This window comes from Streptomyces sp. NPDC001880 (assembly GCF_053594575.1).
Window position 1 is genome coordinate 47,521 of sequence record NZ_JBSFET010000019.1, and the last position, 16,214, is coordinate 63,734.

At 67.2% G+C, this 16,214-nt stretch carries 15 protein-coding genes and 1 pseudogene; 7 read left to right on the forward strand and 9 right to left on the reverse strand.

The window, feature by feature from the left end; translation table 11 throughout:
• Positions 1-7 precede the first annotated feature (7 nt).
• From ACWCQ6_RS14235 to ACWCQ6_RS14245, 3 genes are read left to right on the forward strand one after another with little or no spacing between them, the layout of a single operon-like run.
• On the forward strand, positions 8-1,018 hold the full coding sequence (locus ACWCQ6_RS14235) for a hypothetical protein (protein ID WP_451088881.1): 1,011 nt from the start codon (positions 8-10) through the stop codon (positions 1,016-1,018).
• A 21-nt stretch (positions 1,019-1,039) separates the two neighbouring features.
• Positions 1,040-2,374, forward strand: coding sequence for a Dyp-type peroxidase (locus ACWCQ6_RS14240; protein WP_451088883.1), 1,335 nt, complete (start codon positions 1,040-1,042; stop codon positions 2,372-2,374).
• A 17-nt stretch (positions 2,375-2,391) separates the two neighbouring features.
• Positions 2,392-3,294 (forward strand): bile acid:sodium symporter family protein, encoded by a 903-nt coding sequence (locus ACWCQ6_RS14245; RefSeq protein ID WP_451088885.1) that lies wholly within the window; start codon positions 2,392-2,394, stop codon positions 3,292-3,294.
• A gap of 159 nt (positions 3,295-3,453) precedes the next feature.
• Here ACWCQ6_RS14245 and ACWCQ6_RS14250 read toward each other — a convergent pair whose 3' ends face one another.
• The 6 genes from ACWCQ6_RS14250 to ACWCQ6_RS14275 all read right to left on the reverse strand — a co-directional run bounded on the left by ACWCQ6_RS14250 (position 3,454) and on the right by ACWCQ6_RS14275 (position 8,005).
• On the reverse strand, positions 3,454-3,708 hold the full coding sequence (locus ACWCQ6_RS14250) for a hypothetical protein (RefSeq protein ID WP_451088887.1): 255 nt from the start codon (positions 3,706-3,708) through the stop codon (positions 3,454-3,456).
• 205 nt (positions 3,709-3,913) lie between these two features.
• Positions 3,914-4,093 carry a hypothetical protein gene (locus tag ACWCQ6_RS14255; protein ID WP_451088889.1) on the reverse strand — a complete coding sequence of 60 codons (180 nt, stop codon included), beginning with the start codon at positions 4,091-4,093 and terminating at the stop codon, positions 3,914-3,916.
• Positions 4,094-4,275: 182 nt separating this feature from the next.
• Positions 4,276-4,449, reverse strand: a complete 174-nt coding sequence (locus ACWCQ6_RS14260) for a hypothetical protein (protein ID WP_451088891.1) — start codon at positions 4,447-4,449, stop codon at positions 4,276-4,278.
• Between the two features lie 141 nt (positions 4,450-4,590).
• On the reverse strand, positions 4,591-4,797 hold the full coding sequence (locus tag ACWCQ6_RS14265) for a hypothetical protein (RefSeq protein WP_451088893.1): 207 nt from the start codon (positions 4,795-4,797) through the stop codon (positions 4,591-4,593).
• 157 nt (positions 4,798-4,954) lie between these two features.
• Positions 4,955-5,200: a hypothetical protein gene (locus ACWCQ6_RS14270; protein ID WP_451088895.1), complete on the reverse strand. Its 246-nt coding sequence runs from the start codon at positions 5,198-5,200 to the stop codon at positions 4,955-4,957.
• 318 nt (positions 5,201-5,518) lie between these two features.
• Positions 5,519-8,005 carry a cyanobactin maturation protease PatG family protein gene (locus ACWCQ6_RS14275; RefSeq protein WP_451088897.1) on the reverse strand — a complete coding sequence of 829 codons (2,487 nt, stop codon included), beginning with the start codon at positions 8,003-8,005 and terminating at the stop codon, positions 5,519-5,521.
• A gap of 186 nt (positions 8,006-8,191) precedes the next feature.
• Here ACWCQ6_RS14275 and ACWCQ6_RS14280 point away from each other — a divergent pair, with 186 nt between their 5' ends.
• Positions 8,192-8,941 carry an AfsR/SARP family transcriptional regulator gene (locus ACWCQ6_RS14280; RefSeq protein WP_451088899.1) on the forward strand — a complete coding sequence of 250 codons (750 nt, stop codon included), beginning with the start codon at positions 8,192-8,194 and terminating at the stop codon, positions 8,939-8,941.
• A 227-nt stretch (positions 8,942-9,168) separates the two neighbouring features.
• Here the strand turns inward: ACWCQ6_RS14280 and ACWCQ6_RS14285 are convergent, their stop codons facing one another.
• A complete protein-coding gene (locus ACWCQ6_RS14285) occupies positions 9,169-10,824 on the reverse strand; it encodes a M35 family metallo-endopeptidase (protein ID WP_451088901.1) in 1,656 nt (551 codons plus the stop codon).
• 193 nt (positions 10,825-11,017) lie between these two features.
• Positions 11,018-11,292, reverse strand: a pseudogene (locus tag ACWCQ6_RS14290) (ISAs1 family transposase); the annotation flags it as partial.
• A 340-nt stretch (positions 11,293-11,632) separates the two neighbouring features.
• Here ACWCQ6_RS14290 and ACWCQ6_RS14295 point away from each other — a divergent pair.
• Positions 11,633-12,499 (forward strand): hypothetical protein, encoded by an 867-nt coding sequence (locus ACWCQ6_RS14295; RefSeq protein WP_451088903.1) that lies wholly within the window; start codon positions 11,633-11,635, stop codon positions 12,497-12,499.
• Between the two features lie 123 nt (positions 12,500-12,622).
• Here ACWCQ6_RS14295 and ACWCQ6_RS14300 read toward each other — a convergent pair whose 3' ends face one another.
• Positions 12,623-13,276 (reverse strand): TetR/AcrR family transcriptional regulator, encoded by a 654-nt coding sequence (locus ACWCQ6_RS14300; protein WP_451088905.1) that lies wholly within the window; start codon positions 13,274-13,276, stop codon positions 12,623-12,625.
• Positions 13,277-13,557: 281 nt separating this feature from the next.
• On the opposite strand from ACWCQ6_RS14300, the gene ACWCQ6_RS14305 reads away from it, so the two are divergent.
• A complete protein-coding gene (locus ACWCQ6_RS14305) occupies positions 13,558-14,955 on the forward strand; it encodes an MFS transporter (RefSeq protein ID WP_451088907.1) in 1,398 nt (465 codons plus the stop codon).
• The gene (locus ACWCQ6_RS14310) at positions 14,952-16,172 is read left to right on the forward strand and encodes an FAD-dependent monooxygenase (protein ID WP_451088909.1); all 1,221 of its coding nucleotides are present in this window, start codon (positions 14,952-14,954) and stop codon (positions 16,170-16,172) included. Before ACWCQ6_RS14305 ends, ACWCQ6_RS14310 begins: the two co-directional genes overlap by 4 nt.
• Positions 16,173-16,214: the final 42 nt, after the last annotated feature.

Sequence of the window (16,214 nt, forward strand, 5' to 3'; positions counted from 1 at the left end):
CTGGGCGATGAGCGAGGTTGAAACAGCACGGACCTACAACCAGCGGCACACTCCCCGTAAATCCACTGTTGCCGGGCGGCGTGTCAGCATCTACGTCTCGTGGAGCTACCCCGCCGAGGCAGGCCGGAACGCAGCTGAGCTGGACAACAGGTTCTCCACCATGACCGAGGTCCGGCGGGTGGCGTGGCCGGCCTACGAGGACCCGAAGTGGTCGGACCCCTCGCAGTTCCAGCAGGGCATCGCGGGATCCCTGGAGCTGTTCTTCCGGGCCTGGGTGCCGTTCCAGGACTTCGTCGAGGAGGTCACCGGGCATCCCGTCCCGGTCTACCAGCGCATCGATCAGGCCGGTTTCCACACCCCCCTCGATGAGCGGGTGCTCAACGACACAGATGTCCTGTTCGTCTTCGGACTGGACCACATGATCACCGGGCAGAAGGCCGAACCCGGCGAGATCGAGGCCCTGCGGTCCTTCCTCTCGCGGGAGGACGCCCGCCTCGTCCTGGGGCCCCATCACGACGTCGGCGCGTCGGACGACCTGTCCGTGCGCGAGGTGGAGTACCGCCACCACGGTGATCCCCTGGTGCCTCGCCAGCAACGGTTCGCCACCTACGTCAGAGATGTGATGGAAGGCCTGGGCGTGCCGGTCATCAACCGCTACGGGCTGCGCCCCGCCACCGGTGAGGACAACCGGATCGCCCCTCTGTCGACCATTACGGATCTGGACGAGAAGGGATGGCTGAACGGGGTTACGAATTTCAATTTCCACATGCACCTGCCGCACTACGCGGTGACGACCGACGAGCCGAGGGCCATCCATGTGCTGGCCCGGCAGCCGATCGACACGTCCCGGCCCCACCCGTTCATCCAGGACGGGAACACCGAGTTCAACATGTTCTTGTGGATGCCCCCTGGCGACGACCGCGCGGCAGATGTGCTGCTGGCCGATTCAACGATCTTCAGCACGCTCTTCGGCGCCGACGACAGCCTGCGGCATTTCTGGCGCAACCTCGTCTCGTAGCGATGCCGCAGGGAGGCCGACATGAGCGCATCCACGGACGTCACGCTGGAACTCGACGACATTCAGCGCGGGGTCCTCAGTCCGCGCCCCACCCCGTACGCGGCGACATACCTGGTCTTCCGCATCGACGACCGCTCCCAGGGCCGGGAGTTGATGCGGCGGGCAAGCGCGGTGGCGACCTCCGCCGCCGACACCTCCAGCCCCTTGGGGGACACCTGGGTCAGTGTTGCCGTCACGTACTGGGGCCTGGAGGCGCTGGGAGTGCCACGCTCATCGCTGGACACGTTCGCCTGGGAGTTCCGGCAGGGCATGGCCGCCCGCGCGCGGGCGCTGCGCGACGAGGGCGCCAGCAGTCCGCAGCACTGGGAAACACCGCTCGGCACGCGCGATGTCCATGTGGTGATCACGGCGATTGCCCCCGACCCGCCGCGCTTGGAAGCGGCCATAGACCGCGCCCGGCCCGCATACGACCGCCTTCCCGGCGTGACAGCGATCTGGCGGCAGGACTGCTACGCACTGCCGACCGAGAAGGAACACTTCGGCTACCTCGACGGCGTCAGCCACCCCGCTGTCGAAGGCAGCGGCATCCCAGGGTCCAACGCACTGGAAGCGCCCTTGAAGAGCGGGGAGTTCGTCGTCGGCTACCCGGATGAGATCGGCGGTGTCCAGACACCGCAGCCGGCCGTGCTGGGGCGTAACGGCAGCTACGCGGTCTTCCGTAAACTCCATCAGAACGTCGCCGAGTTCAGGCGCTACCTGAGGGACAACTCCACCGGGGGCCAGGACGAAGAACTGATCGCGGCAAAGATCATGGGCCGTTGGCGCAGTGGGGCGCCACTGGCGCTCGCCCCGCAGCGCGACGACCCCGCACTCGGCACCGACCCCCACCGTCGCAACACCTTCCTCTACGAGCAGGACGATCCAACGGGATTCATCACCCCCGGGGGCTGCCACATCCGCCGCGCCAACCCACGCGACGCCTCGGTGGCCGGGGAGGTCCGGCTGCATCGCATGATCCGGCGCGGCGCCGTCTACGGGCCGCCGCTGCCCGACGGAGCACTGGAGGACGACGGAGCGGACCGCGGTCTGATGTTCGCGTTCATCGGCGCCCACCTGGGTCGGCAGTTCGAGTTCGTCCAGTCGGAGTGGATGAACGACGGCGTCTTTCTCGGTGCCGGCGACACGAAGGACCCCGTCGTCGGATCCGCGGACGGACTGTCCGGCTACACCATTCCCCGGCGGCCGGTGAGGCGTCGCCTCGCGCCGCTGCCCCGGTTCGTCGTCACCCGAGGAGGCGAGTACTGCTTCCTGCCGAGCCTGAGCGCCCTGCGCTGGCTCGGGGAACTCCACGGCTGACAGGGCGGGCAATCGGCATGGAAACCCTGCATCTCGTGCTCAACGCGGTCACCGTCATTTTCATCGCGACCACCATGTTCGCCGCCGGCCTGAGAGCCACCGTCCCGGCACTGCGCGGCGTCTTCGCCGACGTACCACTCCTACTGCTGGCGCTGATCGCCAACATGATCGTCATCCCGCTGCTCGGCTGGGGCATCGGCGCGCTCTTCGGCCTTTCCACGGCTTCCTACATCGCCCTCGTCCTGATCGCCTCGTCCCCGGGCGGCCCCTTCGGGGCAAAGCTGGCGGCGGTGCAACAGGGTGACGTCGTCGCGGGCGCGGCAATGCAGGTACTGCTGGCCTCCCTCGGCAGCCTCACCTTCGCCCCCACCGCCAACGCCGTCTTCAGCATTGCGGACATCGGCACCGAGGTCTCCCTCGACGTCGGCGCGCTGGTGCGGACGGTGGCGCTCCTGCAACTCGTCCCGTTCGCCATCGGCCTGCTCATGCGCCGCTACGCCGAGCCCACCGCACAGGCGTGGCACCCCACGGCAGCCGCGATTTCCAACATCACGTTCCTGATCGTGCTGGCAGGCATGCTGCTGGGCAGCTGGCACGATGTCGTCGACCTCTTCGGCTCGCTCGCCCTGCTCGCGGGCTTCCTGCTCGCAGTGTTCGCCTACGCCTTGGGAACACTGCTGGCCACTGGCTCGAGGACACGCCGCACCACCATGGGAGGCGTCGCCTCGGTACGCAACGCCGGCCCGGCTCTGGCCGCCGTCGGCCTCGCCTTTGCCGACCAGCCCGCCGTCCTCGGCGCGCTCGCTGCCATACTCCTCAGCGGACTGGCGGCAAGCCTCCCGATCTCCACACTGCTCAGCAGGCGAAGGAGCACCCCGAAGGCGCCGCAGGAAAACACCGACCAGGCGACCACTCAATGATCCGCTCACCGACGATCAATCGCCCAGCCCGGCAAACGACAGGTGGAACGAACCCGCCCGTCCTTGCCGATCGCCGGGAACGAGCGCAGGGCCTCCAGCTCCTCATCTTCCGCGGCGGGCGGGTGGGGGAGTGGTTGCGGCGCCGCGCTCCTCAGCCGGTCAGAGTACGCCCATCCATGTGCAGCCCGACATCGACTGGCATTGCCAGCCACGGGAATCGCGGTACGCCGACGGCGCCGGATCCCCAACGGCAGTGCCGTCATAGCCGTGCGCCGGCGGGGGGTCGCCCAGGAGAATGCCGGGAGCACCGGTTTCGGGGTTGGTGTACAGGCCCAGTTCGTGCAGGTACGGCTCGTAGAAATCCCACTTGCCGCGTTCGATTGCTGTTCCCTGGACTGGCAAGGTGAGTGGCATGGCTACTCCATCGTCAGTGTGGAGGCGCGGGTTGATCATCCTGTGAGGCGGAACCTCGCAGTTCGTCGTCGCCTCCGGAGTTTCGGCAGCCATTACGGGCGAGGCGGGCGGCTGACGTCACCTCGACACGACCGCATGCTTTCCCGACAACGGTGCCGGAGCGCCGGCGACTGGGGCGGGCCGCTGTCGTCGGCGCATGGTGGCCTCAGAGGAACAGGGAGGCCAAGCCGGCGAGCAGCGGAACGAAATTTGCCTCGACGCCCGGGGTGTCGCTGTCGGCGCCGGCGGGCATGGCTGCCGTCCGGTCGATCGGAGGGGTCTGCTGCGGCATCTGCGGCATGGCAGTTGCCGACTGGACCTCGTCTCGCGTGATCTGCTCGTTCATCTTGTGCTCCTTCCATCGTAGACGTGCTGGCCGGAGGGAAGAGGGAAACGGTCCCGTTCGGCCGGGGCTGCAGGCAGCGACGCCGTCGGACAGGCCGTGTTCGGTTCCTTTCCGGATGCATTGCGACTACGTCGGGGGCGTCGGCGACCGGGGCGTGCCGCAGTCGCCGACGCATGACAGCCTCAGCTGAAGAGGCCGAGGATGTCGCTGATCAGGCTGTTTGCCTCGATGCCCGGGGTGTCGCTGTCGGCGCCGGCGGGCATGGCTGCCGTCCGGTCGATCGGAGGGGTCTGCTGCGGCATCTGCGGCATGGCAGATGTCGGCTGGACCTCGTCTCGCGTGATCTGCTCGTTCATCTTGTGCTCCTTTCCCTTTCTTCATGCGGGCGGGGAGGTCCCCCGCCCGCACACTCTTGGGGCGGTGGTCGGGGGCGGCCGGGTGACGGTCGGCCATGGGCGGGCCGTTCTCAGTGCGCACCGAGCACCTTCATGGCCGTGCTAGCTGACAATGAAGGGGCCGCCCGGTCGCCAGGGGGATTGGCCGCCGAAGTTGTCCCACCACATGGGGAGAATGTTGGCCTCGACGCCGGGGGTTTCGCTGTCGGTGCCTGGAGGTATGGCCGCCGTTCGGTCGATCGGGGGTGCCTGCTGGGGCATCCGGAGCGTGGCCGGGCCGGTCGTGTCTTCCAGGGGCTGGTCGGTCATGGTCTTTTTCCTTCCGCCTCGCCGTCGTGCCGGTGGGGGAGTCTTGCCGGCATGACGGGGTCGAATAGTGCCGCTTGCACTGGATTCCCTGCGGCATGCAGGGGAGGGCAAGCACTGGTCGGGAACGGGCCGTGCCGCCACCGGCGCATCGAGCACCTCAGAACCACTGACTGGGGCTGGGAATTGCCCCGATGAGCTGGCCGAGGGAGCCCTGGAGCATCGAGTCGAGGTCCTGGCCCAGAGACGTGAACCAGTCGAATTCGAAGTCGGCCTCGATGCCCGCGGCGACGCCGAGCGCGCCCGCAGACATGGCAGCTGCGTCGCGGAGGATCGGGGGTGCCTGCTGGGGCATCTGGAGCGTGGCCGGGCCGGTCGTGTCTTCCAGGGGCTGGTCAATCGTCATGGTGATTCTCCTTGCCCTTGCTGCCTGCAGAGAGGTCCCGCCTACAGACGATGGGCAGCGACCGACGCGGCCTGCACGCCGATGGCTGGGTCGTTGCGCGTCACGTCTGGAGTCCGTGGCGTTGTTGGTAGCACATCTGCCGGGCTGCTCCGGTCAGGTGGCCGCAGCCCGAGGCAGCACCTTCTACGCCGTCCTCTGTGCGTTGAGCCGCCGGCGTTGTCGATTCGTCCCGGTACACAGGCGGGGCTTGGACCGGGGGAGTGATCCTGGGTTCTTTGGTTGCCGTGTTCATGGCTGACCTCCTTGTTCGCTGGATGCTCAGGAGCCGATGAACTGGTGGACGGGAGCGAGGGAGACGGGGTCGTCGCTGACGTCGAAGGTGAACAGGTAGGACACCCTTGCGCGGCGATCGTCCTCGGGGTCGAAGAAGTGCAGAGTCACGTCCTGGCAGTCCGAACCCGGACGGCAGTACGGGCTCTTGGAGACGGTGATGGTGTCCAGGGTGTAGAAGTTTCCGGTCGACCCTGGGACGTGCTGGGCGGACAGGATGCCCTGTTCGATCTGACTGCCGACGAGGAATGCGTTGGTTCCTGCGGCATTGAGAGCACGGTCGGCAGAACTTTGCCCGAGGTTGCGGAACTGCCAGTAGATCTTGTCGAGGAGCGCACGGATCGTCGTCGCGAGAACGGGTTCACTGACCCCGGCCTTGGACTTTTTCTCCGCGTAGAATTTCTTGACGGCCTTGACCACCGCATCGACAAGGCGAGCCTCGTTCCAGGTAGCCAGGCTGTTGGTTGCCCTGACCCTGATCACGGGAACTTCCTGACCGGAGTACAGCCGGGTCGTCTGGCCGGTCAGTTCGCCAGGAATCGACACGCGCGAGACATAGTTCCAGTCTTCCGGAGGGAGGATCTGGCCCAGGAGCGCGTCGCGGAGGATCCGGTACACGTGCGACACCGGCGGGTACATGAGTGTGTTGAGGACTTGGGCGAGCCGGTCCGGCGCCTCTGCTGCCGACGTTGCCTCCGCCTCGATCTGCTCAGACGTCCATTCGGGCTTGCGGATCAGCGGTTCGCGCCAGTCCATGCCCACGGGCATCTCGGCCTCCAGTGCGTAGACCGGCGTGCTGTCCATCATCAGTGTCCAGGTCAGCTTGTCGGACATCCACGGGTTCTTCGCCAGGAAGTGGTACAGCTGCCGCGGGTCGTAGATGTTGGCCGGGGCTTCGGTCTCCTTGCCGTCCTGCGGCGGGCCCGGGACCGGAGGCATGCTCTGGCGGAAGAAGTCTCTCCGCGCCTCGGTCTGGTAGTCGAACCCGATCGAGCCGATCGCGTATACCAACTGACGGCGTGAGTGGTTTCCGTTCCCCCCGCATTGACATCCGGTCGAGGAGTTCCCTCCGCACCCGCAATCCGACGAGGGACGCACCCCTCGCCCCTGGGAATGCCCCATGGGTGCGGGCTCCGGAGCAGTCACGGCGGTCGGAGTATCTGACGTCTCACTTGTGGTCTTTCCTCCGGATGCGGTGACGGGTGCGGAAGGTGTATCCATGGCGTCGCTTCCCTCGTTCGGTTCGGAGTGGGTCGTTTCGCGGGGCAAGAGTGCATCGGTGGCGTGGACCTCCGGCTGAGGCGATGTGGGCTCCGCCTCCGGCGCGCCTGGCTGCGCGGATGGGTGGGGAGCCGGGGCAGCGTCAGCGTTGCCGGTCTTCTTTCCTGCGTCGTCAGCGGCCTCGCTGGTGTCTGCGTGATGGGTACTCATGGCAGCGGCTCCCTCGTTTGGTACGGACTGGGGTATCCGGAGCGACGAGGGTTCGCCAGCGGCGTTGACCCCCGACCCGGAAGTCACGGCCCCGGCTTGCAGCGCTGTTGAATGCGCGGGGCGGGGCGGGATCGGAGACAGGTCGGTATCGATTGCTGGGGGGCTCTTTCGCCTTATGAGGCTGTAGGCGCCGGCGGGATTGAGATTTCCGGCCAGGTGTCGGCGGCACTCGGGGGCGTCGCTGGGGGAGCAGGCGGGACTCGTGGCTGTCTCGAGGATGGCCTTGCCCGCCGCGATTGCATCTGCAATGTGTCCCTCCCGGAGCTGAGCCGCGACCAGCAGGGCAGCCACTCCGGAGACGGCTGGCGTGGCGAAGCTGCTGCCGGTCAGGGCCGTTCGCCCGCCGCCGGGTGCAGCACCTTCGACGTCCTGCCCTGGCGCCAGAACGCCGTTCGTTCCGTACGCGACGCCCCAGTTGTTGCTGTCCAGCGGCTCGCCGGTGGAGCCTGTCGCTCCGACGGCGAGCACGGAGGGCGCTGCAGCGGGGGCTTGCAAGCAGTCGCACCCGTCGTTTCCGACGGCTGCGACGACGAGGACCCCGTTGTCGTCGCAGAGCCGCAGAGCTCGTTCCAGCATGCTCTCGGCGCGACCGTCGGGAGTGCGTTCGCCGCCGCTGATGTTGATGATGTGCGCTCCTTCTTGCACCGCCCGCTCGATGGCTCGCGCCAAGTCGAGCTGTGGAACCCGCCATTCCTGGGCGTCCCGGAACACCGGGAGGATGAGTCCGCGGCAGTGTGGTGCGATGCCCGCCACAGGGCTGTCCGGTTGACCGAAGAGCAGGCTTGCGACATGGGTGCCGTGCAGTGACATCGGTCCCTGGCCGGCCGGGTCCTGCACCAGAGAGTCGAGCCGTGTCAGATCGGCGCCCGCGAAGCAGGGATGGGAGAGGTCCACCGGGCCGTCGAGCACAGCAATGCACACCTCGGGGTCGCCGAGGAGCTCCTGCTGATGAGGGATGCCCTGCAGGACCGACCGGATACGCATCCGAGCTCCCTTCCGCCTCTTGGGCACGGTCGTGGCAGCAGACTCGGAATGAGATTCCCCCGCGCCCGTTCCGAGGACGTTCTCCACGGCGTACGGAGCGCGTCCCTGCGGCGTTGTTGGTTCGTCGCTCACGCGTTTTTGCAGGCCAGAAGCGGTGCGAAGGTACCCGGCAAGGGTGCACAGCAGGTGCGCGTGACAGACGCCGGTTGCAAAGTGGTGGATGTGTCGTGGAATGGTGTGTGCCTCGAACTCCTGAGGCCCTTCGAGCTCACCTACGCCAGTAACAGGATCTCCGTCCCTCTGGGGGCCCAGCGCCTGCTGGCGTACCTCGCGCTGCACGACGAGGGCGCGCACCGGGGAGCAGCGGCTGAGCAGCTGTGGCCCGATTGCACTCCCTACCGGGCGGCCGCGAACCTGCGGTCGGCCCTGTGCCAGGGCCGACGGGTGGGCTCGGTTACCCTGATCGACAGTGTCGGACAGCGCCTTCTGCTGACGCCGTCGACACAGGTCGATCTCCATGAGGTGCGAGCTTCAACCCGTCAGGTGATGGCCGGCCATAGTGCGTTGTCTGTCGACTGGGACCGGCTTATCGGTGACCTGAGCCGAGAACTGCTGCCTGGCTGGGCCGAGGACTGGTTGATCCTTGAGCGGGAGTACTGGGATCAGACACGTGTGTACACCCTTGAGAGTCTGGCCCAGCAATTTCAGACTGCAGGCGATTACCTTCCCGCCCTCCAGGCCGCGCGGGCGGCCACTGCGGTCGACCCCATCCGGGAGACAGCTCATCGCATCGTGATAGAGGTGCACATAGCTGAAGGCAACATCGCGAGTGCCGTCAAGCGCTATCAGGACTACCGGGCGTTCCTGCAGCAAGAACTGAGGGTCGCGCCATCGCAGCAGATGGTGCAGCTGGTACAGGACTTGATGCCCACGTAGCCGTGCGATGAGGCGGCGAGTGAGGTTTCGTGATCCTGGAACGTTGATGTAACGCCGCGAGGGCGTGTTCGGAGCCTTCCTGCTCGCAGCGGTGGCGCGACAGAGCCGGCGGCATGGAGTCGGCGAACGCATGCTGTTGACAGCTCTTCTCCACGGAACCGAGAACGCGGATGTGTCTGCGCCTGCGCTTCGGTTCACCGCCGGGGCCGTGTCGGCGAGCCTTTGGCTCAGGGCAGGCCCTGCCATTTGGCACTGATCGGCTTGGGTCCGTCGACCGTATCGTCGGCGATCTTGTAGGTCATGTACTCCGAGCCCCGGAAGAAGTACACGTTGCCGTCAACCCACGTGACTGCTCCGGTGAGGTTCGCCGGCCAGATGCCTGCCCAGCCGGCGGTGATGGGACGTGGGTACCCGGTGGGGACCTCTCCGCCCAGCGGGTGGTTCGCGTCGATGTCGAACCGGCTGTATTGGGAGCCTCGGAAGAAATACACCTTCTCGCCACCCGGCCATACCAGGCAGGCATCGATGGGGTCTGAGCCGAGGCCAGGCCAGTATGGGCCGATCTCGAGCGGGTAGTCGGAGGGGACCCTGCTCGCCGCTATGTCGAAGCGCACGTACTGGGAGCCTCGGAAGAAGTACGCATTCTCGCCGTCCGGCCACACCACGCAGGCATCTACGCGATCCGGGAAGACACCGCTCCATCTGGAGTTGATCGACATCGGCCCGAGGTCGACCTTGCCCAAGGCGATGTCGACCCGGAGGAAGTTCCCTGCGACGAACATGAAAGCCTTTCCGCCCTTCCACAGGATGGGCGCTGTGATCACTTTCGCGGCGAGGTGCTCTGTGAAGTACTCGTGGTTGTCCGCGTTGCGTATCGCGTCCGTCGGCTGTGTCGTTGCGAGATTGAGCGCTCCCGCCTCGCCGTACGCCAGATCGTCGGTCTCGCAGACGGCATGGCTGAGCTCGTGCACGACGGTGCCGAACTTGGAGTCCGTTCCCGTCGCGGCGGCTGACCAGAAACTGGAGCAGAGCCAGATCTTGCGTGTGTTCTTGTACGTGTAGGCGTACCAGCCCGGTTGACAGCCTGTGCCGGTGAGGTCGTAGGTGACAGTCTGGCCCGCGACCACAGCGCTGATGTCGATGTAGTGCTGCCGAACGGTTGCGTAGCGTGCGGCGTCGTGGGCGCCGAACCACTCCGTGGAGTGCGTGTTCGCAGCTCCGGCCACCCACATCAGCTGGCGCATCGAACTTTCGGCGAACACGCCTGCGTTCTCGTGTGCCTTGCGCACCGCTGCCTGTTGCTCCGGAGCACCTCCTACCAGCACCGGTGTGAGAGGAGCCAGCTTGGCTTCTGCCAGGCCCCCGCCCGGTACATGTGGCCCTCCCAGCTCCCGCCGTGCCCTTTCCCCCACCGTGCTGCGGGGCTCTCCATCACCGACGACCTCAAACGTTACGGAAATCGGGTCGAGTTCAAAACCACGGTGCTCTTGGCGTGCTCGTGCCAGAGGATCCCCCGGGGCCCACACCATCGCATCGAGGATGCGTGCGTCGAGCGTGACGGTGTACGTCCCTGGTGCCGTGATCGGGTATGCAGTGGTGAGATCATCCGTCACGGCCACAGTCTCTCCAGCCGTGACGAGCCGGTAGGAGGAGCCCTCGGGATCCCCGCGCTTGACGAATCGTCCGTCATAAGGGACGAGGTCGGAGTCGCGGCGGACAAGGAAGTACTGGAAGACCTCCTCACTTTCGAACGGGGTATTCCAGGCCAGCAACCGATAATCACGCTGGCTGACGTTGATCAGCTCGAATGTGACCAGCACTGGATCACCCAGGCGGTAACGTGGCTGCTCGGTCCGCAGATAGATGCGGAAGTCATCCTTCATTGGGCTTCCTCAATGTCTCGACCCGCGCTTCAGGACTGCGGACGGCCGTCTCCTGTGACCTCCGGCACGTGTGCCGTCTCCATCCACTCCTGAGGTTCCGCCGTGCGCGTCCCGCTGGTGTTCTCCGAAACGTCCCCGACACGTTGCCCACCCATCCGCAGAGACCTGGCATTTGCCTCGGATGTCCGGTCGATCAGGTGATGTCGTAGAGAGTGAGCACGCGGTGGCGTTCGCTGTAGGCTCGGCGTTCGGCAGCGGTGTTGACATATCCGGCGAGCTTGGGCGCGCTGCGGATCAGGTCGTGGACGGCGGCGAGCACGGCGGGTGTCTTGCAGGCTCTGACCTGGGACTTTTCCTCGCCGAAGATGACATCGCGGACCCGGTGGACGGTGTTCTCCACGGTCCAGTGTCCGCGGGCCAGGCGGCGATCTCGGCCGCGTCGGCCTGCTCGGTGGGAAGGCCGGTGATGGTGCGCCGCCGTCGGCTCGCTGTCCGATCTGGTGGACGGCCTCGACCGGGGCGCCGACGACTGCATGACCAGACCGCTCTCCTGCCTGGAGCTGGTCGCCCGGCTGCGCGCACTGGGCCGCCGCAACTCCACCGGCAGCCCCCACGGTGCTGAGCAGGGGCGGCATCAGCCTGGGCACCGCGCGCAGGGTCGCCGAGCGCGACGGCCGGCCGCTGAAGCCGAAACCGCTGTTCGGCCGGGCATGGCCGGATCCGGCAGCGGCCTGTTTCCCCTGCCCGCCGTGTGCGGGAAGCTGTGGCGACCACGGACTGCGGTTCGACCGGCAGAACGGAGCAGGTGATGGCCGAGGTTCGGGCAGACGACGCGGGAGAGCCCGCGCAGCACACAATGACCCCGTTCGACGACATCTACGACCAGGCCGATCCCCGCGCCTTCTTCCGCGAACTCGGCGCGTTCGGCTACCGGACACCGCATCACGCCCAGCGTATTTTCCGCCGCTTGGCGGCCCTCCGGCTGCGGGCCCCGGGGGAGGTGGTGCTGGACCTGTGTTGTTCGTACGGTATCAACGCGGCCCTGCTCAACCACGAGTTGTCCCTGGACGACTTGTACGCCCACTACACGTCGCCGCGGGCGGTGGCGATGACGGCGGAGGAACTGGCCGAGTACGACAGGTCTTTCTTCCGTGCGCGTCGCAGACGGGATGCCGTCCCGGTGATCGGTCTCGATATCGCGCCCAACGCCATCGCCTACGCACGAGCGGTCGGCCTGCTCGATGCCGGGTTCGCCGAGAATCTGGAGACCACCCCGCCGACCCGAGACCTGCTGGACGCGGCCCGGAGTGTCCGGCTCATCACCGTCACGGGTGGTGCGAGCTTCCTGTCCCGGGCCACGTTCCAGCCACTCCTGGACAACGCCCGCACACTGCCATGGGTCGCCGCCTTCGTCCTGCGCACCGGTTCCTACGCGCCCATCGCCGAGTACCTGGCCGATCACGGTCTGACCACCGAGACGTACGCCGGGCGCACCTTCGTCCAACGCCGCTTCACCGGCGCTGCCGAGCAGCAGTACGCCATCGACGCGGTGACCGCCCAGGGGCAGGACCCGGACGGCAGGGAATCGGCAGGCCATTTCCACACCGCACTGCATCTCGCGCGCCCCGCGGCCGATGTCAGCACCCCGTCGCTCGGCGAACTGGTCGCCCGGTGAATGATCCCCTCCGGTGTGCCGCCCATCCGCCCTACCCGCGCATGCCGAGAGCATCGAGGTCTGCGCGGCGCTGCTTGCTGAGTTTGTGGGCGCGTTGACGGCGCACTGTTCTTTCGTGCTGCCTCAGCCCTGCGTGGTTCGGTATGCCCGGAGAAAGGTCCGCACCCCCTCGACGACGAGGGGCCGGACGCGGGTGTCCTCCGCGGCATTCGCGGAACCGAGCCTGTCCAGCGCGACGCCGAAGGTCAGCGCGATGAACTGGTCGGCCGCGAGCCGGGGGTCGGGGACGTCGAGCAGCCCGGCTGCGGCGAAGGCGGCGAACCGCTCGGCAAGTGCCTCGTCGGGGGTGTCGGCCATGGAGTTGTAGCCCTGGTGCGGCAGGTGGCCGGATTCCGCCCGGACCAGTCGTTGCAGCGTTGCGTACTCCGCCGAGTCGAGCATGTCGGTCGCGATGCGCATCGAGAACGTGACCAGGGCGTCCTCGAGGTCGGCGTCCTCTGTGAGACCGGTGAGGGTGTCGTCGAGGGTGCGCCGGATCGTGGTGATCAGTGACTCGCCGACGGCGTCGACGACTGCTTGCAGCAGCGTCTGCTTGTCGCCGAAGTAGTCGTAGACCGTCCGCTTGGACACCGCGGCGCGGGCGGCGACCGCGTCGACGCTGGACCGGTCGAAGCCGTCGGCGAGGAACAGTTCCCGGGCCGCCGAGAGGATGGCGGCCCGCTTCCGCTTGGACCCTTCGCGCAGTGTCTTCGTGGTCGGCTTCTTCGTGGTCGGCATGGGCACATGTTAACTGCCCTACACTGCACGGTGTAGTGTAATTCTGGCTCGGCGGGCGCCGCACTCCTGCACCCGCTTCGCCCGGGGGAGCCATGCATGGCCACCGCGGGTACCGCCTCCCCGGGCTCACCCCGCCGGACGACCTCGGACCTGTCCACAGAGCACCTTGCACACTGCGCCCCGCGTGAATGGCCGCCGTGTCCTCACCGGGCCCGGCAAAGCGGCAGCGCTGCGGGTACGGCCGACCCCTCCCTTGCCCGGCAATGACGGAAAGGACCTCCATGACCGCAACACTCACTCCCCCGACTCGCATCGGGAAGGCCGCTGTCGGGGCTCTCGGCATGCTGGCGGTCGCCACCGGTGCCTTGGAGTCGGTGGTGACGCCTACGCTCCCACTCCTGCAGAGCGAGCTGGACATGAGTCCCGCCGAAGGGGCGTTACTCAGCATCATGCTCCTCATCACCGGCGCGCTCGTCACACCGGTCGCGGGCAAGTTAGGCGACCGCTACGGCGGAAAACGGGTCCTGATCCGGCTGATGGCGGTGGTCTGTGCCGGTGGTCTGGTGTCGGCCCTGGCGCCGAACCTGCCGGTGCTGCTGCTCGGTCAGGTACTGCAGGGTGCGATGGTGGGCGCGCTGCCCCTCTCGTTCATCCTGGTGCGCGAGCACCTTCCCGCAGGAGAGTCGAAGGTGGCCATCGGGTTGGTCAGCGGGCTGTTCGTCGGGGGCGGGATGGCCGGAACGCTGTCGGCCGGGCCCGTGGCCGAAGGGCTGTCCCGGCACTGGATGTTCGCGCTGCCGACGATCGCGGTCATCGGGGCCACCATGCTCGTGAACAGGCTGATGCCGCATGATCCGTCGAGCCGGCCGGACGGTGCCGGGATCGACTGGCCCGGCCTGGTTCTCTTGAGCGGGACGCTGGTCACGCTCATGCTCGTGCTCGCGCTGGCGCCCGACATCCGCTCGCAGCCACCCGTGCTCGGCGCCCTCATCGCGGTCCTGGCCGCCTTCGTGATCGGATGGACAGCCGTTGAGCGTCGTGCGGCCTCGCCGATGGTCGATCTGCGCATGCTTGCACAGCCTGCGGTGTGGAAGTCGTGCGTGCTGACGTTCGTGATCTGCGTCGGTACCTCGGTGGCGGTCTATCTCGTCCCGCAACTGTTCGCGGTGTCCGCCGACGAGTACGGATTCGGGGCCGGCGCCACCGAGATCGGCTTCTTCCTGCTGCCCGGTGCCGTGGCCGCGTCGCTGGCCGGGCCGATCGGTGGGATCGGGGCGCGGCGTTTCGGCTCGCATGCCGTGGTCACCGCCGGGATCGTCATCATGGCCGCCGCCCTGATCGCCCTGGCAGTCATGCACACCGAGGTCTGGCATCTCGTCATCGGCAAGATGGTGATCGCGCTTGCCAACGGCCTGTGCGTCACGGCGTTGGTGACCAGCACCGCCACATCCGTCGGTCAAGGTGACACCGGCATCGCCACCAGCCTGGTCCTGGTGACTCGCGTGCTCGGCTACGCCGTGGGTGTGCAGGTCAGTGGTGCGATCCTCACCGCCGGTACCCCTACCGGGTCCGATGCCCCGGCCGAATCGGCCTTCGTCACCGGCTTCGTCATAGCCGGCGCCGTCACGGCGCTGTCCCTCCTCGTCACCCGCACCATGAGCAAAGGAGCCACGGAATGACCCGCATCGATCCGTTGCGAGACATCCGCACCACGCCCAGGCGCAAGGTTCTGATATCCGGGGCCAGCATCGCGGGGCCGGCCCTCGCATTCTGGCTGAACCGCTACGGATTCGCGGTCACGGTGGTCGAGAAGGCGGGCGTACTTCGTGGCGGTGGTTACCCCGTCGACGTACGCGGCACCGCACTCGAGGTCGTCCGAAGGATGGGAATCCTGCCTCGACTGAAGGACGCGCACATCGACCTGCGGCGGCTGACCTTCCTCGGAGGGGACGGCAGCGAGGTGGCCTCAGTCGACCCGCACACTGTGACCGGCGGTGTCGCGGGACGGGACATCGAGGTGCGGCGCGGGGATCTGACCGATGCTCTCCACACGGCGGTCCGTGACGACGTGGAGTTCTTGTTCGACGACTCCATCGACACCTTCGACCAGTCCGGCCACGGGGTCGACGTCACCTTCCGCGGGGGCAGCAGGCGTACGTTCGACATGGTGTTCGGTGCGGACGGCCTGCACTCACGTACCCGCGAGCTCCTGTTCGGCCCCGAAGCGCAGTTCCACCGATACCTCGGCTACTGCTTCGCCGGATTCACCATGCGCAACACCTTCGGGCTCTCCCACGAGCTCATGATGTGGAACACCCCGGGCAGAGCCGCGGCACTCTACGCCGTGGAGGACAACGGTGAAGTGCACGCCTTCCTGAACTTCGCCCACCCGGAACCACCGTTTCACGCGTTCCGGAACCCGGAAGCCCAACGGGACCTGGTCGCCACGGTCTTCGCCGACGCGGAATGGGAGGTCCCGGGCATGCTTGCCGCCATGCGCAACGCGGATGACCTGTTCTTCGACGGGGTCAGCCAGATCCGCATGCCCCGCTGGTCCAGCGGCAGGGTCGCGCTGGTGGGCGACGCCGCGTACGCGCCCTCGTTCCTCACCGGACAGGGCTCCAGCCTCGCACTCGTCGGCGCGTACATGCTCGCCGGTTCCCTGGCCGGCCGTGACCACGCCGCGGGCTTCGCCGCCTACGAACACAACACCCGTGAGTTTGTGACCCTGAACCAGGAACAGGTCGGCGAGGGCGACGCCGCACTCTTCCCAACCACCGCCCGGGCCCTGGAGCAGCGCAACGCCATGCTGCGCAATCTCAGCGCCACGCCCTCCGCGGAGGGACGACCGGCCCACTCGGCCCTCACCCTGCCCGAATTCATGACCACGACGTGAGCCTGGCCAAGGAGAAACTCGTCGCTCTCGATCGCAGCCCGG